This is a genomic window from Streptomyces sp. NPDC012827 (assembly GCF_042900905.1).
Taxonomy (GTDB): Bacteria; Actinomycetota; Actinomycetes; order Streptomycetales; family Streptomycetaceae; genus Streptomyces; species Streptomyces gulbargensis.
Genome location: NZ_JBIBBY010000005.1, coordinates 346,477 through 368,650 on the forward strand (window position 1 = coordinate 346,477; position 22,174 = coordinate 368,650).

Annotated in this window: 18 protein-coding genes; 11 read left to right on the plus strand and 7 right to left on the minus strand. The window is 73.7% G+C overall.

Annotation, left to right across the window (positions count from 1 at the left end; all coding sequences use genetic code 11):
* Window positions 1–17: 17 nt before the first annotated feature.
* The gene (locus tag ACFY60_RS13875) at window positions 18–1,469 is read left to right on the plus strand and encodes an MFS transporter (protein ID WP_389458372.1); all 1,452 of its coding nucleotides are present in this window, start codon (window positions 18–20) and stop codon (window positions 1,467–1,469) included.
* Window positions 1,466–2,491: a hypothetical protein gene (locus tag ACFY60_RS13880; protein ID WP_388611480.1), complete on the plus strand. Its 1,026-nt coding sequence runs from the start codon at window positions 1,466–1,468 to the stop codon at window positions 2,489–2,491. The genes ACFY60_RS13875 and ACFY60_RS13880 overlap by 4 nt, the downstream gene beginning before the upstream one ends.
* Before the next feature lie 77 nt (window positions 2,492–2,568).
* Here ACFY60_RS13880 and ACFY60_RS13885 read toward each other — a convergent pair whose 3' ends face one another.
* The gene (locus ACFY60_RS13885; protein WP_388611744.1) at window positions 2,569–3,846 is read right to left on the minus strand and encodes an MFS transporter; all 1,278 of its coding nucleotides are present in this window, start codon (window positions 3,844–3,846) and stop codon (window positions 2,569–2,571) included.
* Between the two features lie 90 nt (window positions 3,847–3,936).
* On the minus strand, window positions 3,937–4,482 hold the full coding sequence (locus tag ACFY60_RS13890; RefSeq protein ID WP_388611482.1) for a methylated-DNA--[protein]-cysteine S-methyltransferase: 546 nt from the start codon (window positions 4,480–4,482) through the stop codon (window positions 3,937–3,939).
* A gap of 195 nt (window positions 4,483–4,677) precedes the next feature.
* Between ACFY60_RS13890 and ACFY60_RS13895 the strand changes: the two genes are divergently transcribed.
* The 5 genes from ACFY60_RS13895 (at window position 4,678) to ACFY60_RS13915 (ending at window position 11,709) form a co-directional block, all read left to right on the plus strand.
* On the plus strand, window positions 4,678–5,574 hold the full coding sequence (locus ACFY60_RS13895; protein WP_388611484.1) for an MHYT domain-containing protein: 897 nt from the start codon (window positions 4,678–4,680) through the stop codon (window positions 5,572–5,574).
* A 71-nt stretch (window positions 5,575–5,645) separates the two neighbouring features.
* The gene (gene uvrB / locus ACFY60_RS13900; protein ID WP_388611485.1) at window positions 5,646–7,790 is read left to right on the plus strand and encodes an excinuclease ABC subunit UvrB; all 2,145 of its coding nucleotides are present in this window, start codon (window positions 5,646–5,648) and stop codon (window positions 7,788–7,790) included.
* A 147-nt stretch (window positions 7,791–7,937) separates the two neighbouring features.
* Complete coding sequence (locus ACFY60_RS13905) at window positions 7,938–8,516, plus strand: TerD family protein (RefSeq protein ID WP_388611487.1); 579 nt, start codon at window positions 7,938–7,940, stop codon at window positions 8,514–8,516.
* A gap of 112 nt (window positions 8,517–8,628) precedes the next feature.
* A complete protein-coding gene (locus ACFY60_RS13910) occupies window positions 8,629–10,473 on the plus strand; it encodes a TerD family protein (RefSeq protein WP_388611489.1) in 1,845 nt (614 codons plus the stop codon).
* A 231-nt stretch (window positions 10,474–10,704) separates the two neighbouring features.
* Window positions 10,705–11,709 (plus strand): TerC/Alx family metal homeostasis membrane protein, encoded by a 1,005-nt coding sequence (locus ACFY60_RS13915; RefSeq protein ID WP_388611491.1) that lies wholly within the window; start codon window positions 10,705–10,707, stop codon window positions 11,707–11,709.
* An 83-nt stretch (window positions 11,710–11,792) separates the two neighbouring features.
* Here the strand turns inward: ACFY60_RS13915 and ACFY60_RS13920 are convergent, their stop codons facing one another.
* The 3 genes from ACFY60_RS13920 to ACFY60_RS13930 all read right to left on the minus strand — a co-directional run bounded on the left by ACFY60_RS13920 (window position 11,793) and on the right by ACFY60_RS13930 (window position 14,674).
* Window positions 11,793–13,073, minus strand: a complete 1,281-nt coding sequence (locus ACFY60_RS13920) for an MFS transporter (RefSeq protein WP_388611746.1) — start codon at window positions 13,071–13,073, stop codon at window positions 11,793–11,795.
* 165 nt (window positions 13,074–13,238) lie between these two features.
* A complete protein-coding gene (locus tag ACFY60_RS13925; RefSeq protein ID WP_388611493.1) occupies window positions 13,239–13,895 on the minus strand; it encodes an MBL fold metallo-hydrolase in 657 nt (218 codons plus the stop codon).
* 83 nt (window positions 13,896–13,978) lie between these two features.
* A complete protein-coding gene (locus tag ACFY60_RS13930) occupies window positions 13,979–14,674 on the minus strand; it encodes a maleylpyruvate isomerase family mycothiol-dependent enzyme (RefSeq protein ID WP_388611495.1) in 696 nt (231 codons plus the stop codon).
* Between the two features lie 156 nt (window positions 14,675–14,830).
* Here ACFY60_RS13930 and uvrA point away from each other — a divergent pair, with 156 nt between their 5' ends.
* A complete protein-coding gene (gene uvrA, locus ACFY60_RS13935; protein WP_388611497.1) occupies window positions 14,831–17,836 on the plus strand; it encodes an excinuclease ABC subunit UvrA in 3,006 nt (1,001 codons plus the stop codon).
* Window positions 17,837–17,939: 103 nt separating this feature from the next.
* Here the strand turns inward: uvrA and ACFY60_RS13940 are convergent, their stop codons facing one another.
* The gene (locus ACFY60_RS13940; protein ID WP_388611499.1) at window positions 17,940–18,839 is read right to left on the minus strand and encodes a carbohydrate kinase; all 900 of its coding nucleotides are present in this window, start codon (window positions 18,837–18,839) and stop codon (window positions 17,940–17,942) included.
* Window positions 18,840–18,955: 116 nt separating this feature from the next.
* Between ACFY60_RS13940 and ACFY60_RS13945 the strand changes: the two genes are divergently transcribed.
* Window positions 18,956–19,381, plus strand: coding sequence for a Rieske (2Fe-2S) protein (locus tag ACFY60_RS13945; RefSeq protein ID WP_388611501.1), 426 nt, complete (start codon window positions 18,956–18,958; stop codon window positions 19,379–19,381).
* 67 nt (window positions 19,382–19,448) lie between these two features.
* Here the strand turns inward: ACFY60_RS13945 and ACFY60_RS13950 are convergent, their stop codons facing one another.
* Entirely contained in the window at window positions 19,449–20,378 is a 930-nt protein-coding gene (locus ACFY60_RS13950) for a hypothetical protein (protein ID WP_388611503.1), read from the minus strand.
* A 238-nt stretch (window positions 20,379–20,616) separates the two neighbouring features.
* Between ACFY60_RS13950 and ACFY60_RS13955 the strand changes: the two genes are divergently transcribed.
* Both ACFY60_RS13955 and ACFY60_RS13960 read left to right on the plus strand, forming a co-directional pair.
* A complete protein-coding gene (locus ACFY60_RS13955; RefSeq protein ID WP_388611505.1) occupies window positions 20,617–21,261 on the plus strand; it encodes a papain-like cysteine protease family protein in 645 nt (214 codons plus the stop codon).
* 5 nt (window positions 21,262–21,266) lie between these two features.
* A complete protein-coding gene (locus tag ACFY60_RS13960; RefSeq protein ID WP_388611507.1) occupies window positions 21,267–22,136 on the plus strand; it encodes a hypothetical protein in 870 nt (289 codons plus the stop codon).
* Window positions 22,137–22,174 lie beyond the last annotated feature (38 nt).

Sequence of the window (22,174 nt, forward strand, 5' to 3'; positions counted from 1 at the left end):
GACCCGCCGCTCCGCATCTGGGTCCCCCCCCCCCCCCGGCCCGCGGGGGGGCCCCCCCCCCCCCGGGGGGGGCCGGCCCCCACGTCCCCGGCACCGTCCTCGCCCTCGGCACGGTCAGCCTCGTCACCGACGTCTCCTCCGAGATGGTCACCGCCGTCCTGCCGCTCTACCTCGTCCTCGGACTGGGCCTGTCCCCGCTCCAGTTCGGCCTGCTCGACGGAGTGACCACCGGCGCCACCGCCCTCGTCCGGCTCCTCGGCGGCCACACCGCCGACCGGGGCGGGCGCCACAAGCAGGTGGCCGGTCTCGGCTACGCCCTCTCCGCCTGCTCCCGCCTCGGCCTGCTGCTCGCGGGCGGCGCGACCGGCGCCGCCGGCTGGATCACCGCCGCCCTCACCGCCGACCGGCTCGGCAAAGGCGTCCGCACCGCCCCGCGCGACGCCCTCATCACCCTCCACACCCCGCCGGAGGACCTCGGCCGGGCGTTCGGCGTCCACCGGGCCATGGACACCACCGGAGCGCTCCTCGGCCCCCTGGCCGCCTTCGCGCTGCTGTGGGCGACGGCCGACGCCTACGAGGCCGTCTTCGCGGTCAGCCTCTGCGTGGGGGCCTTCGGCGTGCTCCTGTGGGTGCTGCTCGTGCCGGGGCGGCGGGACCCGCGGACCCCGGTCCGCCCGCCCCGTGAGCGGGGCGGGGCCTTCGCCGCCCTCCGCTCGCCCGCCTACCGGCGGACCGTGCTCTGCGCGGCCCTGCTCGGGGCCGCCACCGTCGGGGACGCGTTCCTCTACCTGCTCCTCCAGCGGCGGCTCGACCTCCCCGCCACCTGGTTCCCCTTCCTCCCGCTCGGCGCCGCCTGCGTCTACCTGCTGCTCGCCGTACCGGTCGGACGCCGGGCCGACCGGACCGGGCGGAGACGGCCCTTCCTGTACGGCCACGGGGCGCTGCTCCTGGCCTACGGGCTGCTCCTCGCGCCCCTGCCCGGCCCGCTGGTCCTGGCGGGCGTCCTGCTGCTGCTCGGCGCCTTCTACGCCGCGACCGACGGGGTGCTGATGGCCCTCGCCGGACCGCTGCTCCCCGAGCGGAGGCGGGCCGGCGGCCTCGCGCTCGTCCAGACCGCGCAGGCCCTCGCCCGCGTCGGCGCGGGGATCGCCTTCGGTGCCCTGTGGACGCTGAGCGGTCCACGGACCGCGCTCGCCGGCGCGGCCCTGGCCCTCACGGCCGCTCTCTGCTGCGCCTGCCGCCTGCTGCCACGGGACAGGCCCGGGGGAGGCGGGGCGAGGACACCCGGACCGGACCCGGCGCCCGGGTCCGGGGCAGTGGCGGATCCTCCGGCGCCGGACGCGGCCCCGCCCGTGCCTCCGCCGTCCGCCCCCGTACCGGCCCGGCCCGGGCCTCCGTCTCCCGGCCGCTCCGCCGTGACGTCCGGTGAGCTGTCGCCCGCAGCACCCACCAGGAGGACCCGACCATGAAACCCAGCGCCCCGGACCGCCGGGGCCCGTCCCGGCGCACGCGCGCGTGGATCATCGTCCTCGCGGCCCTGGTCCTCGGCGGCGGCGCCACCGCCTACACGCTCCGCGCCGCGGCGGAGCGGGAGACCGCCGTCGCGGCGACCGCCGACACCGGCTTCACGCTCGACCAGGGGGCCGGCGTGCTCCACGTCCGCGACACCGCCACCGGGCGCGTCGCGCGTGTGGACCCGGCCGCGCCCGGCGGCCGGGTCGCGGGCGGCCCGTCCTGCGACCGGTTCCACACCGCCGGAGGCACCGCCCTGTGCCTCCGGCGCCGGCCGGGCGTCCCGGCCCGTACCGACGCGCTCGTGCTCGACCGCCGGCTGCGCGAGGTACGCCGGGTCACCGTGCCGGGCACCCCCAGCCGCGCCAGGGTCTCCGCCTCCGGGCGGATGCTCTCCTGGACGACCTTCGCGACCGGCGACTCCTACGCGGGCAACGCCTTCTCCACCCGGACCTCGATCCTGGACCTGCGGACGGGCTATCTGGTCAAGAACATGGAACAGATCCCGCTCACCCTCGCCGGACGGCGCCACCACGCCCCGGACGTCAACTACTGGGGCGTCAGCTTCGCCGCCGACGACAACCGCTTCCACGCCACCGTCTCGACCGGCGGCCGCACCCACCTCGTGGCGGGCGACCTGCGCGCCTGGTCGGCCCGCACCCTGCGCGAGAACGTCGAATGCCCCTCGCTCTCCCCGGACGGCACCCGGCTCGCGTTCAAGAAGCGGGTGAGCGACGGACCGCGCGAGCCGTGGCGGCTGTACGTGTACGACCTCCGCACCGGCCGCGAGCACCCCACCGCCGAGCGGCGGGGCATCGACGACCAGGCCCTGTGGACGGACGCCGGCACCCTCGCGTACGGCCGGGGCGGCGGGGTCTGGACGGTCCCCGCCGACGGTTCGGGCGCGCCGCGCCTCCTCGCCGCGGGCGCGAGCTCCCCGGCGGTACCGGGCCCGGCCCCCTCCGGCCCGTCCGAGTGACGGGCACCGGCCGGCCCGGGCCCCGCGTCCGCGGGCCCACCCGGCGGAACGGGCGAGTGTCCCACCGCCCGCGCGGCTCAGCTCCCGCGGACCGTGCTCCGCAGCGCCAGCGCGGCCATCGGCAGCAGCAGACAGGCGGCGATCGCGTTGAGCGGACCGTAGCCGGCCTCGGCCACGACCAGACCCGCGGCGAGGCCGCCCAGGCCCGCCGCGGTGTTCATCACGAAGTCGGAGAGGCCCTGGGCCGCCGCCCGCTGCGCCTGCGGCACGGAGTCGGTGAGCAGCGCCGAGCCGGAGACCAGCCCCGCCGACCAGCCGAGCCCCAGGACGAAGAGGCCGAGCGCGGTCTGCCCGTGGCTCGGTCCCGCCGTGCCGGCGAGCAGCGCGGCCAGCGCGATGAGCCCGGCCGCGAGGCCGATCACGGCGCGTCGGCCGAGCCGGTCGGACAGCCAGCCCATAAGGGGGGAGAAGGCGTACATTCCGGCGATGTGTCCGCTGATCACCAGGCCGATCAGCTGGATGCCCGCCCCGTGGTGGTCGAGGGCGACCGGGGTCATCGACATGATCGACACCATGGCGGTGTGGGAGACGGCCACCGTGACGACGGCGAGCCGGGCGGACGCGGACTCCCGGACGGCCCGCATGCCGGCCCGCAGGGAACGGTTCTCCGGCGGCCGGCCCGGCGTCTCGGCCTCGGCCAGGGCGCGGGCAGTCAGGAGCGGGTCCGGGCGCAGCAGCAGGGCCACCACGGCCGCCGCGATCACGAAGACGCCGGCGGCCCAGACGAAGGGGCCGGCCGTGGCGGGGATGCCCAGACCGGTGACGCTCTCCCCGGCGGGCGCGGCGACGTTCGGCCCGAGGACGGCCCCGATGGTGGTCGCCCACACCACCATGGAGATGGCGCGCGCCCTGCGGTCGGCCTCCTCCAGGTCGGCGGCGGCGAAACGGGCCGCGAGATTGGCCGACGAGCCCGCCCCGAAGCCGACCAGGCCGGCGAGCAGCAGCGGGAAGCTGCCGACGGCCGCGCCGAGCACCACCACGCCGGCGCCGAGCGCCCCGAGCAGATAGGCCAGGACCAGGCCGGCCCGCCGTCCCCGTGCGGCCATCAGCGCGGCCAGTGGCATGGCGAGCAGCGCGGGCCCGGCCACCGTCGCCGTGGAGGCGAGGCCCGACAGGGCCTCCGTGCCGCTGACGTCCTTGGCGAGGACGGCGGCGAGCGCGACGCCGATGGCGATGCCGAGGCCGCCGAGGATCTGGGTGGTGATCAGGACGGCCTGGACGCGCCGGCGCAGAGCGGGGAGCGCGACGGGGGCGGGTGGTCCGTCCGAGAGCGCGCTGTCAGGGGTGTCGGGCATCTTGGTCACTTACGTGAGTCTGCCAGCCGTCCCCCACGAGGGGAACGCCCCCGGACCCCGCCCGCGACGCTCCGGCCCCACCCCGCCCGCTCAGAACAGCGGCTCCGGCAGCACCCCCTCCAGCGCCAGCAGCCGCCGCTTCGTCTCCAGGCCGCCCCCGAAGCCGCCGAGTCCCCCGTCGCTCTCCACCACCCGGTGGCACGGCACCACCACCGGCAGCGGATTGGCGCCCATCGCCGCGCCCACCGCCTGCGCCCCGCCCGGCTGCCCCACGCGCCGCGCCAGCTCCCCGTACCCGACGACCGTCCCGTACGGCACGCCCGCCGCCAGCTCGCGGAGCACCTGCCGGTTGAAGCCGGCCGTCAGGGACCAGTCCAGGGGCAGGTCGAAGCCGTGCGGATCGCCCGCGAAGTAGCGGCGGAGCTGACGTATCGGCTCGGCGAGCAGGCCCGAGGCGCACTCCACCGGCCGTGTCCCCAGCTGCTCGGCCAGCCGGCCGAGCATGCGCGCGCGCCGCTCGGCACCGGCGTGGAACTCGACCCGCACGAGCCCCTTCGCCGTCGCCGCCAGGAGGAGCGGACCGATCCCGCTCTCCACCACCGTCCACTCGACGGCGGACCCCGCTTCGATGTCCATGCGCTCACGGTACGACCCGCCACCGACAGCCGGTCCGGCATCACGGCACGGTCTCGCTCAGGTCTCACCAGGGGAAATTCCCCGGTCGCATGGTCGCCCGGGTCCACGCGCGCCATAATCTCGCCCCGGGGGCAGTACCCAGCGGTTCCGACTGTTTTCGGACGAAGTTGTACCAGGGGTGGAGGGCACACGCTCATGCAGGGCACGGTCGACGGTTTCAGCTACGGGCTCGTCACGCCCGTGGCCGCCTTTCTCATGGCCTGCCTCGGCGGTGCCCTCGGACTGAGGTGCACCACCCGGTCGCTCCGCCACGACGACACCTTCAAGGCCGGCTGGCTCGCCCTCGGCGCCACCTCCATCGGCACCGGGATATGGACCATGCACTTCATCGCGATGATGGGCTTCTCGGTCCGGCAGGCGCCGATCAGCTACGACCTGCCGATCACCTTCGCCAGCCTGGGCGTCGCCGTCCTCATGGTCGGCATCGGGATCTTCATCGTGGGCTACCGCGCGGCGACCGCCCTCACCCTGGTGACCGGCGGCACCATCACCGGTCTCGGCATCGCCACCATGCACTACCTGGGCATGGCCGGCATGCGCCTGGAGGGCCGGATCGACTACGACACCCTCACCGTCGCGCTCTCCGTGCTCATCGCCGTCGTGGCCGCCACCGCGGCCCTCTGGGCCGCCGTCTCCGTCCATGGATTTCTGGCCAGCCTCGGAGCGAGCCTGGTGATGGGAGTCGCCGTCAGTGGTATGCACTACACCGCCATGTCGGCGGTCAGCGTCCACCTCCACGGCGGCGACGCCCCGGCGGGCCCCGGCGACACCGCCACCTCCCTCCTCCCGATGCTGATCGGGCCGGCGGTCTTCCTGATCCTCGCGGCCGTCGTCGTCATGTTCGACCCGCTGCTCGTCATGGGCGAGCCGGACCGGCACCGGACCCCGGCCCGCGCCGTGCACCGCCCCGGCATCCCCGCCCCCCGCCACGTGCCCACCTACGGTGAGCCCGCGAACTGGTCCTCGCGCCCCGCCGGACGCGGCGCCCGCAGGGCCGTCCACCGGGCCGGACACCGCTCCCAGGACTGGTGAGCCGGGCCGTCGGGGCCGGGCGGTGAACCGATCACCGCCCGACTGTCGGTGCGGGGTCGTACGGTGGTTGCATGCGGCCCGTTTCCAAGATCGAACGTTCGGTGGCGCCCTTCGAGGTCGTCAGCCCCTACCAGCCCAGCGGCGACCAGCCCGCCGCCATCGCCGAGCTCGAGCGGCGCGTCCGCGCGGGCGAGAAGGACGTCGTGCTGCTCGGCGCCACGGGCACCGGCAAGTCGGCCACCACGGCCTGGATGATCGAGAAGCTCCAGCGCCCCACCCTGGTCATGGCGCCGAACAAGACCCTGGCCGCCCAGCTGGCCAACGAGTTCCGCGAGCTCCTGCCGAACAACGCGGTCGAGTACTTCGTCTCGTACTACGACTACTACCAGCCCGAGGCGTACGTCCCGCAGTCGGACACCTACATCGAGAAGGACTCCTCGATCAACGAGGAGGTGGAGCGGCTGCGCCACTCCGCGACGAATTCGCTGCTCACCCGCAGGGACGTCATCGTGGTCGCCTCCGTCTCCTGCATCTACGGCCTCGGCACCCCCCAGGAGTACGTGGACCGCATGGTCCCGCTCAAGGTCGGGGAGGAGATCGACCGCGACCAGCTGCTGCGCCGCTTCGTCGACATCCAGTACACCCGCAACGACCTGGCGTTCACCCGGGGCACCTTCCGGGTGCGCGGCGACACCATCGAGATCTTCCCGGTGTACGAGGAGCTCGCCGTCCGCATCGAGATGTTCGGCGACGAGATCGAGGCGCTCTCCACCCTCCACCCGCTCACCGGCGAGGTCATCAGCGAGGACCGGGAGCTGTACGTCTTCCCCGCCAGCCACTACGTCGCCGGACCCGAGCGCATGGAGCGGGCCGTCAACGACATCGAGCGGGAGCTGGAGAGCTGCCTGGCCGAGCTCGACAAGCAGGGCAAGCACCTGGAGTCCCAGCGCCTGCGCATGCGGACCACGTACGACATCGAGATGATGCGCCAGATCGGTTCCTGCTCCGGCATCGAGAACTACTCGCTGCACTTCGACGGACGCGAGCCCGGTTCCCCGCCCAACACCCTCCTCGACTACTTCCCGGAGGACTTCCTCCTGGTCATCGACGAGTCCCACGTCACCGTGCCGCAGATCGGCGCCATGTACGAGGGCGACGCCTCCCGCAAGCGGACCCTCGTGGACCACGGGTTCCGGCTCCCCTCCGCCCTGGACAACCGGCCCCTGAAGTGGGAGGAGTTCCAGGAGCGCATCGGCCAGACCGTCTACCTCTCCGCGACCCCCGGCACCTACGAGCTCTCCCGCTCGGACGGCTTCGTCGAGCAGATCATCCGCCCCACCGGCCTCGTCGACCCCGAGGTGGTCGTCAAGCCCACCGAGGGGCAGATCGACGACCTGGTCCACGAGATCCGGCTGCGCACCGAGAAGGACGAGCGGGTCCTCGTCACCACCCTCACCAAGAAGATGGCCGAGGACCTCACCGACTACTTCCTGGAGCTCGGCATCCAGGTGCGCTACCTCCACAGCGACGTCGACACCCTGCGCCGCATCGAGCTGCTGCGCGAGCTGCGCTCCGGCGAGTACGACGTCCTGGTCGGCATCAACCTCCTCCGCGAGGGCCTCGACCTTCCCGAGGTCTCCCTCGTCGCCATCCTCGACGCCGACAAGCAGGGCTTCCTGCGTTCGGGCACCTCGCTGATCCAGACCATCGGCCGCGCCGCGCGCAACGTCTCCGGCCAGGTCCACATGTACGCGGACACCATCACCCCGGCGATGGCCCAGGCCATCGACGAGACCAACCGGCGCCGTGAGAAGCAGGTCGCGTACAACACCGAGCACGGCATCGATCCGCAGCCGCTCCGCAAGAAGATCAACGACATCGTCGCGACCATCGCCCGCGAGGAGATCGACACCGAGGAACTCCTCGGCACGGGGTACCGCCAGTCCAAGGACGGCAAGGGCGCCAAGGCCCCCGTCCCCTCGCTCGCCGCGCACGCGGCCCCCGGCAAGGGGAAGGGCAAGGGCGCCGGCCGGTCCGGCACCGTCGAACTGGGCGACCGTCCGGCGACCGAACTGGCCGCGATCATCGAGGAGATGACCGACCGGATGCGGGCCGCCGCGGCCGAGCTCCAGTTCGAGGTCGCGGCCCGCCTCCGTGACGAAGTGGGCGAGCTGAAGAAGGAGTTGCGCCAGATGAAGGAGGCGGGGCTCGCCTGACCGTCCCTCCCGAGCGGCAGGCGGTCCGGTGTGTTGCAGGAGCGACACAAAACCGGACCGCGTCTGCTGCGCTGTCGGTGTCCCTGCGTAGGGTGCTGCCCAGCCGCACGCACACGACGGCGGGCGCGGGGACGAGAGGGGCAGCGCGTGACGGTCAACATGACCAAGGGGCAGGCCATCAGCCTGGAGAAGCAGGGCGGGGGCAGCCTCGACCAGGTACGGATGGGGCTCGGCTGGCAGGCCGCGCCGCGCCGGGGACTCTTCGGCTCGCGCACCCGGGAGATCGACCTGGACGCCTCGGCCGTGCTGTTCGCCGGCAAGCAGCCGGTGGACGTGGTCTTCTTCCGCCACCTGGTCAGCGACGACGGCTCGGTACGGCACACCGGTGACAACCTGGTCGGCGGTGTCGGCCAGGGGGGCGACGACGAGGCGATCCTCGTCGACCTCCAGCGCGTCCCGGTCCACATCGACCAGATCGTCTTCACGGTGAACTCCTTCACCGGCCAGACCTTCCAGGAGGTGCAGAACGCCTTCTGCCGGCTCGTCGACGAGACGAACGGGCAGGAGCTCGCGCGCTACACCCTCGACGGCGGCGGCCAGTACACCGCGCAGATCATGGCCAAGGTGCACCGGGCCGGTACGGGCTGGCGGATGACCGCCCTGGGCAACCCGGCCAACGGCCGCACCTTCCAGGACCTCATGCCCGCGATCCTGCCGCACCTGTAACACGCGGCCCGCGTACGCACCGACAGCTCCCGGCGGCACAGGCCGCCGGGAGCTGTTCCACAGCAACCACCCGGCGCCCGGCCGGGGACACGCCGAGGGGAACAGAGCCGAGATGACCGCCGAGCTGGTCCGGGGACAGAACCGCCCCCTGCCCGACACCCCCCTGGAGATCCGGGTCTCGGCCGGTCATCCGGTCGTCGCCCTGGCCACCCTCGGCGACGCGGACGGCCGGGTCACGGGCGCCGAACGGGTCGCCCGCCCCGGCGCGCCCGCCCCGCCCGGCATCGGCGTGCCGGGACCGGACACGGTCGGTCACCGTTTCGCCGTCGACCCGGCGGCGCTCCCGGAGACCGTCCACCGGGTCTCCGTGCTGCTCGTCCTGCCCCCGGGCGTGAGCGGCCCCGACCGCTTCGGCGCGGTCGCCGCCCCCTTCGTCTCCGTGTGCGACCCGGAGGGCCGGGCCCTCGCCGAGCACACCCTCACCGGCCTCGACCGCGAGACCGCCGTCGTCGCCCTGGAGCTGTACCGGCGCCAGGGCGCCTGGAAGGTCCGCGCGGTCGGCCAGGGGTACGAGGGCGGCCTCGCCGCACTCCTCGCCGACCAGGGCGTGGAACGGCCCGCCGAGCTCGCGGCCACGGTCCTCGAAGCAGCCGCCCGGCCCCCGGCCGCCTCCGCCGCCGGAGCCCCGCGTGTCGGGACGAGCGGCGGGACCATCAGCTACGCCCACCCGCGCCGCCGGCCGAGCGCCCCCGCGCCGGATCCGGCCCCCGCGCCCACCGTGCCCGCGCCCGCCCCGGGAGAGCCGGACCCCGCCTCCCCGTACCCCGCCCCCGTCGCCGGTGACGCCGCCGGCTGGTCCATGGACGAGCGCCTGTACAACCAGGTCTGGGGCATGTTCGAGGACCTGGCCCGCACCGCCGCCGCCTACCGCAGTGCCCGCGACTTCGCCGAGTCCCGCCTCGATCAGGAGCTGGACCAGGTGCTCGCCGACCCGCGTGCCCGGATCGGCGGCGCGGGTGACGCGGCCAGGGCGGCCGCCAAGGCCCGGCACGACGACCTCGTGGAACGGGCCCGGGAGGTCCTCGACCGCGACCTGGACCGGCTCGCCGCCGAGGCGGAGGTCGTCGAACCCGCCCTCCCCGTCGCGTACGCCCGCTGGGACAGCCCGGCCTGGCACGCCTACCGCGCGCCCGACGAACCGCCGATGGCCGTCCGCCTGGGTGACCTGCACCTCCCCGAGCGTCCGGAGCTGCGGATCCCGCTGCTCGTCCGGCTCCCCCTGGAGCGCGGGATCTGGGTGGACAGCGGCCGGGACCGCTCCGGAGCGGCCGGCGCGCTCGACACGGCGGAACTGCGGCGTCTCGCCCTCGACACCGCCGTCGCGCACACGGCCCGCCTGCTCGCGGTCCACCCGCCGGGACGGTTCGCCGTCCACGTCCTCGACCCGGCCGGCTCGGGAACCGCCGCCTTCGCGCCCCTCGTGGAGACCGGCGTCCTCGCCGCCCCCGTGGCCCGGGGCGCGGCCGGCGTCACCACCGTCCTGGAGCAGCTGACCGAGCGGGTCGACCTGCTCCAGATGGCGCTGCGCGCGGGCGCCCCGGACGCGCTGCCGCCCGGTCTGGACACCGCCCGGCAGCTGCTGATCGTGCACGACTTCCCGCACGGCTTCGACGACCGGGCCGTCACCCGGCTGCGCTACCTGGCCGACGAGGGGCCCTCGGCCGGGGTCCATCTGCTGCTCGTCGCCGACCGGGAGGACGCCGCCGCCTACGGCCCCGTGCTCGACCCCCTGTGGCGTTCGCTGCTCCGGCTCACCCCCGTGCCCGACGACCACCTCGCCGATCCCTGGGTCGGCCACGCCTGGACGTACGAGCCGCCGGTCCTCCCGCCGGGCAGCGCCGTGCTGCGTCAGGTCCTCGCGCAGGTGGCCGGGGCCCGCCCACAGAACCAGCGGTGACCTGCGCTTTTGGGTCCCCTTTACCCTCCCCTTTACCTTCTCTTGGTTCTTCGGGTAGTGTTCTTGGGGCGGAGGGGAGTACTCCCCAAGCGCGGCGTTCCCGTCAGTACGGACGGATCACGGTGATCCGGCCCGGGGCGTCGGCCCGGTGGCGGCACGCGTGCCGCCCGGGTGGAAGAGACCTCCGGCAGCGACGACGCTGATCAGTAGCCGTACGACGCCGGAGGCGCAGTGGACGTTTCAATGACCCTGTGGGTGCTGACCATTCTCGGTCTGTGTGCCCTCATCGGAGCCGACTTCCTCATCGGCCGCAAGCCCCATGACGTGTCGGTGAAGGAAGCCGGCATCTGGACGGTCGTCTGGATCGTCCTCGCCGTCCTCTTCGGTCTCGGCCTGCTGTTCTTCGGCAACAGCCAGGCGTCCGGAGAGTTCTTCGCCGGATTCATCACCGAGAAGTCGCTGAGTGTCGACAACCTCTTCGTCTTCGTCCTGATCATGGCGAAGTTCTCGGTGCCCTCCCACCTCCAGCAGCGCGTGCTGCTGATCGGCGTGCTGATCGCCCTGGTGCTCCGCGCGATCTTCATCGCGGCCGGCGCCGCGATCATCGCCAGCTTCTCCTGGGTCTTCTACATCTTCGGCGCGTTCCTGATCTACACCGCCTGGAAGCTCATCCAGGAGGCGCGCTCCGACGAGGAGGAGGACGACTTCGAGGAGAACCGTCTCCTCAAGTCCGTCGAGAAGAAGTTCGGCGTCGCGGACCGCTACCACGGCACCAAGCTGTTCATCCGCAACAACGGCAAGAGGGTGCTGACGCCGCTGATGGTCGTCATGCTCGCCATCGGCACCACCGACGTCCTCTTCGCCCTGGACTCGATCCCGGCGATCTTCGGCCTCACCCAGGACCCGTACATCGTCTTCACCGCCAACGCCTTCGCCCTCATGGGTCTGCGGCAGCTGTACTTCCTGATCGGCGGCCTGCTGAAGAAGCTGGTCCACCTCAGCTACGGCCTGTCGGTGATCCTCGGCTTCATCGGCGTCAAGCTCGTGCTGCACGCCCTGCACGAGTCCGGCGTCCACGTACCCGAGATCTCGATCCCGTTCTCCCTCGCGGTCATCTGCGGCGTGCTGGTCATCACCACCGTCACCAGCCTGATCGCCTCCAGGAAGCAGGAGCGCAAGGAGGCCGAGGAGGCCGCGGCCACCGGGGCGGGCGAGAAGGACAGCGTCGGCGCCTGACGCCCACGGGCGTAGGCCCCACACCACACGGCGACGGCCGGCCGGGAGTCCTCCCGGCCGGCCGTCGCCGTGTTCCCGGCCCCTCAGGCCGGGGCGCCCTCCACCGCCGCCGAGCGCTCCGGCAGCGTCTCCGGGAGGAGCGCGAAGCAGCCCAGGCTCAGCAGGGCGAGCAGCGTCAGATAGGCCGCCACCCCCCAGGGCGGCCCCGAGCGGCCCTCCGAGAGCGCCGTGGCGACGAGCGGGGTGAGCGCGCCGCCCAGGACGCCTGCCAGGTTGTAGCCGACCGCGGCGCCCGTGCAGCGCACCCGGGGCTCGTACAGCTCCGGCAGGTACGCCGCCACCACCGCGAACATCGTGATGAAGGCCAGCAGCGCCCCCAGGAAACCGAGGAACATCAGCAGCGGCCGCCCCGTGTGCAGCAGCCCCACCAGCGGGAACATCCACAGCGCCGCGGCCGCGCAACCCGCCAGGCACAGCGGGCGGCGCCCCCAGCGGTCGGCGAGCAGTGCCACGAACGGGGTGGCCGCCCCCTTGATCGCCACGGCGGCCATGACACAGCTCAGCATCACCGTGCTGCTCACCCCCAGCCGCTCGGTCCCGTAGGCCAGCGCCCAGGTGGAGACCGTGTAGAAGATCGCGTACCCGACCGCCAGCGCGCCGGCCGTCAGCAGCACCAGGCGCCAGTGGCCCCGCGCCACCTCGGCCAGCGGGGCGCTCGCCCGCCGTCCGGTCGCCGACAGTTCCTCGAACTGCGGGGTCTCCGCCAGCGAGGAGCGCAGCAGCAGGCCCGCGGCGGCCAGGACACCGGCCACCCAGAACGGCACCCGCCAGCCCCAGGAGCGGAACTCGGCGTCGCTGAGCCCTGCCGAGAGCCCCAGCATCACCCCGTTGGCGAGGAGGAAGCCGACCGCCGGGCCGATCTGGGGGAAGCTCGCCCACAGCGCGCGCCGGTGCGCGGGCGCGTGCTCGGCGGTGAGCAGCACCGCCCCGCCCCACTCGCCGCCCAGGCCGAGGCCCTGCAGGAAGCGGAGGGTCAGCAGCAACAGGGGCGCGGCGATGCCGATCGACCCGTACGCCGGGACGCAGCCGACCGCGACGGTGGCGCAGCCGGTGAGCAGCAACGAGACGAACAACACCGGCCGCCGCCCGTACCGGTCACCGACCTGGCCGAAGACGATCGAGCCCAGCGGGCGGGCGAGGAAGCCCACGGCGAAGGTGCCGAAGGCCGCCAGCGTCCCGGCGAGCGGCGAGAAGGTCGGGAAGAAGAGCGGCCCGAGGACGAGGGCCGCGGCGGTGCCGTAGATGAAGAAGTCGTAGAACTCGACGGCCGTGCCGACGAGCGAGGCGACGGCGAGCCGGGCCATCGAGGGGGCGCGGGACGGCGACGGAGGGTGACTGTGGCGCATGTCGCGCCAACTACCCGCCGGGCGTCCCGGTTACGGGGGCGTGCGGAGGCGCGTGGGAAACGGTGCGCGCGCCACCCTGGTCACAGGGGCCGCCACCGGGGGAGCGGTCCGGCCGGCGCCGGTTCACCAGCCGCGCTCGCGCCACTCCGGCAGGTGGGGGCGCTCGTCACCGAGCGTGGTGTCCCTGCCGTGGCCCGGGTAGATCCAGGACTCGTCCGGCAGAACGGCGAAGAGCTTGGTCTCGACGTCGTGGAGCAGCCGCGCGAAGGCCTCGGGGTCCTGCCAGGTGTTGCCGACGCCGCCGGGGAAGAGGCAGTCGCCGGTGAAGACGTGGGGGTGGCCGTGCGGGTCGTCGTAGATCAGGACGATCGAACCCGGCGTGTGTCCGACGACCCGGCGGGCGGTGAGCTCGACCCGGCCGACCCGGATCGTGTCGCCGTCCTCCACGGGCACGTCGGTCGTGACGGGGATGCCCTCCGCGTCGTACGCCCCCGCGTACGTCCGGGCGCCGGTCGTGGCCACCACCTCGGCCAGGGCCTGCCAGTGGTCGCCGTGCCGGTGGGTGGTGACGACACCGGCGACGCCGTCGTCGCCGATCAGGGTGAGGAGGGTGTGGGGCTCGTTCGCCGCGTCGATCAGGAGCTGCTCACCGGTCGCCCGGCAGCGCAGCAGATACGCGTTGTTGTCCATCGGGCCGACCGCGACCTTGGAGATCATCAGCTCCGACAGCTCGTGCACGTCGGCGGGCCCGCCGACCTTCACCGCTCCGCTGTACGTCATGGGCTCAGCGTAATCCGGCCCTGCGCGTCATGAGGTGCGGGCCGGCACCGCCGCGGGCGGTGCCGGAACCCGGGCGCCTCCGCCTACAGCGGCGGGAGCGAGGGCAGCGCGCCGCCCTCGGTCTTCAGGGCCGAGCCGTCGCGCCGTCCGGCGAGCCAGCCGAGCAGGTCGGCGGCCGGGCCGGACACCGTGACGGCCTCCTCGTCCCCGCCCCGGCTCCGGCCGGTCGTCCAGGTGCGGCCGTCGTCGGCGCGCAGGACGGCCGGGGGCACGCTCTCCAGGCCGGCGAAGCGGTCGGCGAGGAAGGCGATCTCCCGGTCCGTGAACTCCTCGGGAAGGTCCTCCAGCTCGTAGCCGGCGCCCAGGTCCACGTGGTGCAGGGCCACCTCCACCCAGCGGCGGAAGGGCAGCCGCGAGGCGCTGTCGGTCACCCCGTTGCGCAGCTCGACCGTACGGCCCCAGTCGGCGGGCTCGGCCGCCACGGCCTGGAAGCGGTCGGCGGTCGCGCGCAGGTCGGCGAGCTGCGCGTCGAGGGGCCGCCCGGCGTCCCGCTCGATGTCGGCGTCGCGCGCCTCGGCGCTCGCGTACATGGGCAGCCCCCGGAGCACGTTCACCAGGGCGTCGGCGTTCCGGGAGAGGTGGGCGAGGACGTGGCCACGGCTCCAGCCGGGAAGCCGTGACGGCTCGGCGACGGCCGCGTTGTCCCAGGAGGCGGCGTCGTTCAGCAGCCGCTCGGTCGCCTCGCGTACGGAGGCCAGGTCGCGCTCGTGATCGATCATGGCGCCGACCCTAGCGCCGACCACTCGTTCGGGTGAAGCGCTCGCCGACCGTCCGGAAATCGAATGTGCGTGCTATAGGCTCGCTGGAAGCATCAGGCATCCTTGGTTGTTGGGTGTTCAGGCACATCCGCTCTCTCAAGAAAGGTGCGGACCGGCGTGGCCGACCGTCTCATCGTCCGTGGCGCGCGCGAGCACAACCTCAAGAACGTCTCGCTCGACCTCCCGCGCGACTCCCTCATCGTCTTCACCGGACTCTCGGGGTCGGGCAAGTCCTCCCTCGCCTTCGACACGATCTTCGCCGAGGGGCAGCGTCGCTACGTCGAGTCCCTCTCCTCGTACGCACGGCAGTTCCTCGGCCAGATGGACAAGCCGGACGTGGACTTCATCGAGGGTCTTTCGCCCGCCGTCTCCATCGACCAGAAGTCGACCTCGCGCAACCCGCGCTCCACGGTCGGCACCATCACCGAGGTCTACGACTACCTCCGGCTCCTCTTCGCGCGCATCGGCAAGCCGCACTGTCCCGAGTGCCGCCGCCCGATCTCGCGCCAGTCGCCGCAGGCCATCGTGGACCGGGTCCTGGAGCTGCCCGAGGGCAGCCGCTTCCAGGTGCTCTCGCCGCTCGTCCGCGAGCGCAAGGGCGAGTTCGTGGACCTCTTCGCCGACCTCCAGACCAAGGGCTACAGCCGCGCCCGGGTCGACGGGGTGACCGTGCAGCTCAGCGAGCCGCCGGTGCTGAAGAAGCAGGAGAAGCACACGATCGAGGTGGTCGTGGACCGCCTCACCGTGAAGGACGGCGCCAAGCGCCGGCTCACCGACTCCGTGGAGACCGCCCTCGGCCTCTCCGGCGGCATGGTCGTGCTCGACTTCGTCGACCTCCCCGAGGACGACCCCGAGCGTGAGCGGATGTACTCGGAGCACCTCTACTGCCCGTACGACGACCTCTCCTTCGAGGAGCTGGAGCCGCGCTCCTTCTCCTTCAACTCGCCCTTCGGCGCGTGCCCCGACTGCACCGGCATCGGCACCCGCATGGAGGTCGACCCGGACCTGATCGTCCCCGACGAGGAGAAGTCCCTCGACGAGGGCGCCATCCACCCCTGGTCGCACGGCCACACCAAGGAGTACTTCGGCCGGCTCATCGGCGGTCTGGCCCAGGCGCTCGGCTTCCGTACGGACATCCCGTACGCGGGGCTGCCGCAGCGGGCCAAGAAGGCCCTGATGTACGGCCACAAGACGCAGGTCGAGGTCCGCTACCGCAACCGGTACGGCCGCGAGCGGGCGTACACCACCCCCGCCTTCGAGGGCGCCGTCTCGTTCGTCAAGCGGCGCCACAGCGAGGCCGAGAGCGACTCCAGCCGCGAGCGCTTCGAGGGCTACATGCGTGAGGTGCCCTGCCCCACCTGCGAGGGCACCCGCCTCAAGCCGATCGTCCTCGCGGTCACGGTCATGGACAAGTCCATCGCCGAGGTCTCCGCGATGTCCATCAGCGACTGCGCCGAGTTCCTGTCCCGCCTCACGCTGAGCGCGCGCGACAAGAAGATCGCCGAGCGCGTCCTCAAGGAGGTCAACGAGCGGCTCCGCTTCCTGGTGGACGTCGGCCTCGACTACCTCTCGCTCAACCGCGCCGCGGGCACGCTCTCCGGTGGCGAGGCCCAGCGCATCCGGCTCGCCACCCAGATCGGTTCCGGCCTGGTCGGCGTGCTGTACGTGCTGGACGAGCCGTCCATCGGCCTGCACCAGCGGGACAACCACCGGCTCATCGAGACCCTCGTCCGGCTGCGGGACATGGGCAACACGCTCATCGTGGTCGAGCACGACGAGGACACGATCAAGGTCGCCGACTGGGTCGTGGACATCGGCCCGGGCGCCGGCGAGCACGGCGGCAAGGTCGTCCACTCCGGTCCGCTGAAGGAGCTCCTCGCCAACGAGGAGTCGATGACCGGGCAGTACCTGTCCGGGCGCAGGGCGATCGCCACCCCGGAGACCCGCCGCCCCGTCGACCCCGGCCGCGCGCTCACCGTGCACGGCGCCCGGGAGAACAACCTGCGGGACATCGACGTCTCCTTCCCGCTCGGCGTCCTCACCGCCGTCACCGGCGTCTCGGGATCCGGCAAGTCGACCCTGGTCAACGACATCCTCTACACCCACCTGGCCCGCGAGCTGAACGGCGCCAAGTCGGTGCCCGGACGCCACACCCGGGTGGACGGCGACGACCTGGTCGACAAGGTCGTGCACGTCGACCAGTCCCCGATCGGCCGCACCCCCCGGTCGAACCCGGCCACCTACACCGGTGTCTTCGACCACGTCCGCAGGCTGTTCGCGGAGACGATGGAGGCCAAGGTCCGCGGCTACCTGCCCGGCCGGTTCTCCTTCAACGTCAAGGGCGGCCGCTGCGAGAACTGCTCCGGCGACGGCACGATCAAGATCGAGATGAACTTCCTGCCGGACGTCTACGTCCCGTGCGAGGTCTGCCACGGCGCCCGGTACAACCGGGAGACCCTGGAGGTCCACTACAAGGGCAAGTCCATCGCCGAGGTCCTGGACATGCCGATCGAGGAAGCCCTCGACTTCTTCGAGGCCGTCCCGACGATCGCCCGCCACCTGCGCACGCTCAACGAGGTCGGTCTCGGGTACGTGCGGCTCGGGCAGTCGGCGCCGACGCTCTCCGGCGGTGAGGCGCAGCGCGTGAAGCTCGCCTCCGAGCTCCAGAAGCGTTCGACCGGCCGCACGGTCTACGTCCTGGACGAGCCGACCACCGGTCTGCACTTCGAGGACATCTCGAAGCTGATCAAGGTGCTGTCCGGTCTGGTCGACAAGGGCAACTCGGTGATCGTCATCGAGCACAACCTCGATGTCATCAAGACCGCCGACTGGATCATCGACATGGGCCCCGAGGGCGGCAGCGGCGGCGGCGTGGTCGTCGCCGAGGGCACCCCCGAGGAAGTGGCCTCCGTGCCCGCGAGCCACACGGGCAAGTTCCTCCGCGAGATCCTCGGCCCGGACCGGATCAGCGACGCCACCGCGGCCGTCCCGGCGGCGCGCGGAGCGAAGAAGAAGGCCCCCGCCAAGAAGACGGCGGCCCCGGCGAAGAAGGCCGCCGCGAAGCCGGCGGCCACCGCCAGGAAGACGGCGAAGGCCACGACGGGCAAGGCCGCCAAGGCCTGACCCCACCCCCGGACCACCACGGCCGCGGGCCCCGGACCGACCCGGGGGCCGCGGCCGTGGTGCACCAGGGCCGGGCCCGCCGGGGGAGCGGACCGCCGCTCCCTCAGCCCCGCAGCTCGTGCGCGTACGGCGGTTCCGCGCCGGGGCGGGTGCAGGTGACGGCCGCCGCCCTCGCCGCGTACGTCAGCAGGTCCCGCCACTCCTCCGCCGAAAGGGCCTCCGGCCTCCGGTCGCCCAGACCGTGCAGCAGGGCCGCGTTCACCGTGTCCCCGGCGCCGATCGTGTCCGCGATCCGCACCGGCACCCCCGGCACCGACACCTCGAACCCCTCCGTGACCACCGTCAGGCCGGCGGCGCCCCGCGTCACGACCACCGCGGCCGGCCCGCGCGCCCGCCACGCGGCGGGGGAGCCGCCCAGCCAGGCCGCGTCCTCCTCGGAGAGCTTCAGGAGCGAGACGTACGGCAGCCAGCCCGCGAAGCGGCGCCGGTACGCCTCCGGGTCCGGGATCAGGCCGGGCCGCACGTTCGGGTCCAGCAGCGTCACGACGCCCCGCCCCGCCTCACGCCGCAGCAGCGCCTCGTACGCGCTCGCTCCCGGCTCCAGGACCAGGGAGCAGGTGCCGAGGCACAGTGCCCGCGCCTCCGCCGGGAGCGGTCCGGGCAGCTCGAACAGCCGGTCCGCCGTCCCCTCCACGTAGAAGCCGTACCGAGCCGAGCCGTCCGGCCCCACCGTCGCCACCGCGAGCGAGGTCGGCTCCGGCCCCCGCCGCACCAGCCCGGTCGCCACCCCGGCCGCCGCGAGGCCCCCCATCAGGACCTCGCCGAAGGCGTCCGCCGACACCCGGGAGCAGAAGGCCACCGGGGCGCCCAGCCGCCCCAGGGCGACGGCCGTGTTGTACGGCCCGCCACCCGGGCGGGGGAGCAGCGGGGACAGCGCGGACACGGGCCCGGCCGCCTTGTCGGGGACCAGGTCGATCAGGGACTCACCGGCGACGACGATCACGCACCGGAACGTAACCCATGTCCGGCCGCCCACGACAGGCCCGCCCGAAAGCACACGAATCCGCGCCGGTATCGTCGGAGCCGACACCTCCGTACCGCCAGCCCCGTGGAGCGCTCATGTCCGGCCAGTCCACCCGCCGCACCGTCCTGAAAGGTGCCGCGCTCGCCGGTGCCGCCGGGCTGGGAGTCGCCGCCTGCTCCACCGAGTCCAAGCTCGGCCACGCCACCGTTCCGACCCCGACCGCCCCGGTCGACCTCGGCGCCCCGGACGCCGTGCCCGTCGGCGGCGCGAAGCTCTACCGCGAGCAGCGGCTCCTCGTGAGCTGCCCGGCCAAGGGGCAGTACAAGGCGTTCAGCGCCCAGTGCACCCACGCCGGCTGCGTCCTGGACAAGATCCAGGACAACGAGGGCAACTGCCCCTGCCACGGCAGCCGCTTCGACGTCACGACCGGCAAGGCGCTCAAGGGCCCCGCCACCGTCCCGCTCCCCGAGGTCCCGGTCCGCGTCGAGAACGGCAAGCTGATCGCCGGCCCCGAGGCCTGACCGGCCCCAAGCACCCGGCCCAGAGGCCTGACCTCCGCGCACGGTGCGTCGCCCGCCCGGCCCGGTGTCACGCCCAGTCCCAGTCGATCCCCAGGAGTCCGGGACGCACGCCCTGCTCCGCGAGGTGCACCGTGCGGTGGGGGCCGTGCAGGGTCAGCTCGGCCCGGCCGCCCCGCGGCGCCCCCGCCGACGCCTGCGCGAACCGGCGGCACCGCACCGGCAGCGCGGCCTCGTCGAACCGCACCTGGAGCACGTACTGCCCCGCCGCGAAGGTGAACCCGCGCACGTACTCCCCGCTCGGCCCCGCCGTACCGTCGTCGAAGCCGTACGCGAACAGATGCGTGTCCCCGGCCCGCAGCCGCGCGTCGAACAGCAGCTCCGCCACCACCACACCCGTCTCCGCGTGCCACCGCACCCGCCCCGCGCGGCAGTTCTCCACCGCCCGCACCACCACCCGCGACGGATCGCAGCCCGGGTCGCCGTGGTGCACGGCCACGTACCGGTCCACCCCGTCCCGGTGCGCCCGCACCACCTGCTGGGTGTCCCGCCCGAGCAGCTGCCGCGCCGCCCCGATCCGTACCCGGTCGATCTGCCCCACCGTGTGCAGCCCGCCGTCCGCCGGGGACTCCAGCTCGGCCAGCAGCTGCTCGACCGTGCCGGAGGCCTCCACCAGCGAGCGGTACGAGCGGGCCGCCGGCCGTTCCACCTCGGCGCGGCCGCCGGCGTCCGCCGACAGCAGCCGCAGCAGCGAGTTGCCCGGCAGCTGGAGCACCTCCTCCAGGGCCGCGACCGCCTTCAGGGACTCGGGCCGCCGCGGCCGCCGGGCCCCCTGCTGCCAGTAACTCAGCGAGGTCACGCCGACCTTGACGCCCCGGTGCGCCAGATGGTGCTGGACCCGCTGGAGCGGCAGACCGCGTACGGCCAGCGCGGTGCGCAGGGCCAGATGGAAGGGGCCGGTGTGCAGCAGCTGCACCAGATCGGCCTCGGTGTGGCTCACGAGGGCTCCTCCGTGAACGTTCACTCCTGAGGGCGGCCCACCGCGCCGGGGGCCGCGGGCGGGCAGGTGGGGCGCGGTGCCCGTTCACAGGGGGGTCACACCGTTCACAGCCCGTCGTCACCCCGCATTGAAGCGTGTTGACCGGATCCGGACAACGCCCGATGCTCCTCACCAGCGTCCGGACGCGCTCCTCCACACCCCCCACTCCATCCCCACCCCCCACCCCGGGAGGAACGCGATGCGCAGAAGAAGGCTGTCCCTCGTGGCGCCGGCCGCCGCCGCTGCGGCACTCTTCCTCGTCCCCACCGCCACCCCGGCGACCGCCGCCCCCCAGGCCACGGTCGCCCCGGCCCCCGCCCCCGTCACCGCCGCCGCCCCGGGCGGTGAGGACGTCTCCGCCTTCGCCGCCAAGCGGCTGAACATCACCATGCAGGCCCAGCAGAAGACCAACTGGTGCTGGGCCGCCGGCGGCAACACCATCGCCGCCTGGTTCGGCCGCTCGTACAGCCAGAACCAGTTCTGCAACGCCGCCTTCAACCGGCAGCAGGGCTACGACTGCCCCAACTGGCAGGCCACCCTCGGCAACGTCCAGACCGGACTGCGCTGGGCCGGCGTCAACCCCGGCTCGTACGTCGACGGCTGGCTGCGCTACTCGACCGTGCAGACCGAGATCAACGCCGGCCGGCCCGTCGAGACCCGCATCCAGTGGGCGAGCGGCGGCGGCCACATGCACGTCGTGTACGGCTACGACGACAGCGACAGCTGGGTGTACTGGGGCGACCCGTGGCCCTCCAGCGACCGCTACAACTGGGCCTCCCACGCCTGGTACGTGAACAACAACTCCTTCTCCTGGACCCACTCGCTCTACCGGATAGGAGCGTGAGGACGATGAAGAGAACGACGCGCACGACGACCACCGCGCTCACCGTCCGGGCCGGGGCCACGGGCCTCGTGGCCGCCGCCGCGCTGGTCGCCCTGGGCGCCCCGCCCGCCTCCGCCGGCGCCCCGCCCGCCTCCGCCGGCGCCCCGCCGTCCGCCCCGACGCCCGAGGCGGCCGCCGCCGCGCCCGCCACCCTCGGCACCCTCGCCCGGTTCTTCGCCCGCGACGCGGCCCCGGCGGCCGCCGCGTCCGCGGCCGCCGCCGCGGCGCCCCGGATCGACGGCGCCTCCGTCCCGGTGCGGATCCTCTCCCCGGACTTCGTCGCCGGACGGCCCGGGGCGGCGGTGGCGCGCGAGGAGTACCGGGCGAGCCGCGCCGTCGCCGCCGACGGCCGGAAGGCCGCCCTGTGGACGGTGCGGGGCGCGGACGGCTGGCAGGTGGTGAACATCGCCACCGGTGACGACGAGATCCGGTACGCGGAGCGCGGCGGGCGCCTGCTCCCCGGCGGCCTCGTCTTCCGCGAGCCGCAGATCGACGCCTGGTACGTCCAGAAGGGCACGAAGGTGCTCCCGCTGGACGAGGACGCGACCCGGGCCGTCGGCAGCACCGGGACCAGCCTCACCGCCTACCGGGACCGGGTGGTGCGCGCGTACGGCGACAAGCTCCCCGGCTCGGCCTACGCGCGGAAGGGCGCGGCGGGCGGCTACGCGGCCGGTACGGCCCCGGCGGCGGACGCCCCGGCCCCGGCCACGGCCGCCGAGCACACCGGGTCCGGTGGCGTCCCCGCCGCCTCCGCGGCCGCCGGGGCGGGAGCGGTCCTCGCGCTCGCCCTGACGGCCGCGGCGGCGCTGCGCCGCCGCGCCCGCGCGGAGGGCTGAGCGGACGGCGGGCGGTCCGCCCCGCACTCCGGGCCCGG

Coding starts and splice junctions, on each gene's coding strand:
- ACFY60_RS13920 (WP_388611746.1), bottom strand. CDS start 13,073: ATGGCCCGGCTCGCCGTCGCCTCGCTCGTCGGCACGGCCGTCGAGTTC.
- ACFY60_RS13930 (WP_388611495.1), bottom strand. CDS start 14,674: ATGATCGATCACGAGCGCGACCTGGCCTCCGTACGCGAGGCGACCGAG.
- ACFY60_RS13910 (WP_388611489.1), top strand. CDS start 8,629: ATGACCGCCGAGCTGGTCCGGGGACAGAACCGCCCCCTGCCCGACACC.
- ACFY60_RS13885 (WP_388611744.1), bottom strand. CDS start 3,846: ATGCCCGACACCCCTGACAGCGCGCTCTCGGACGGACCACCCGCCCCC.
- ACFY60_RS13895 (WP_388611484.1), top strand. CDS start 4,678: ATGCAGGGCACGGTCGACGGTTTCAGCTACGGGCTCGTCACGCCCGTG.
- ACFY60_RS13880 (WP_388611480.1), top strand. CDS start 1,466: ATGAAACCCAGCGCCCCGGACCGCCGGGGCCCGTCCCGGCGCACGCGC.
- ACFY60_RS13945 (WP_388611501.1), top strand. CDS start 18,956: ATGTCCGGCCAGTCCACCCGCCGCACCGTCCTGAAAGGTGCCGCGCTC.
- ACFY60_RS13925 (WP_388611493.1), bottom strand. CDS start 13,895: ATGACGTACAGCGGAGCGGTGAAGGTCGGCGGGCCCGCCGACGTGCAC.
- ACFY60_RS13890 (WP_388611482.1), bottom strand. CDS start 4,482: ATGGACATCGAAGCGGGGTCCGCCGTCGAGTGGACGGTGGTGGAGAGC.
- ACFY60_RS13955 (WP_388611505.1), top strand. CDS start 20,617: ATGCGCAGAAGAAGGCTGTCCCTCGTGGCGCCGGCCGCCGCCGCTGCG.
- uvrB (WP_388611485.1), top strand. CDS start 5,646: ATGCGGCCCGTTTCCAAGATCGAACGTTCGGTGGCGCCCTTCGAGGTC.
- ACFY60_RS13960 (WP_388611507.1), top strand. CDS start 21,267: ATGAAGAGAACGACGCGCACGACGACCACCGCGCTCACCGTCCGGGCC.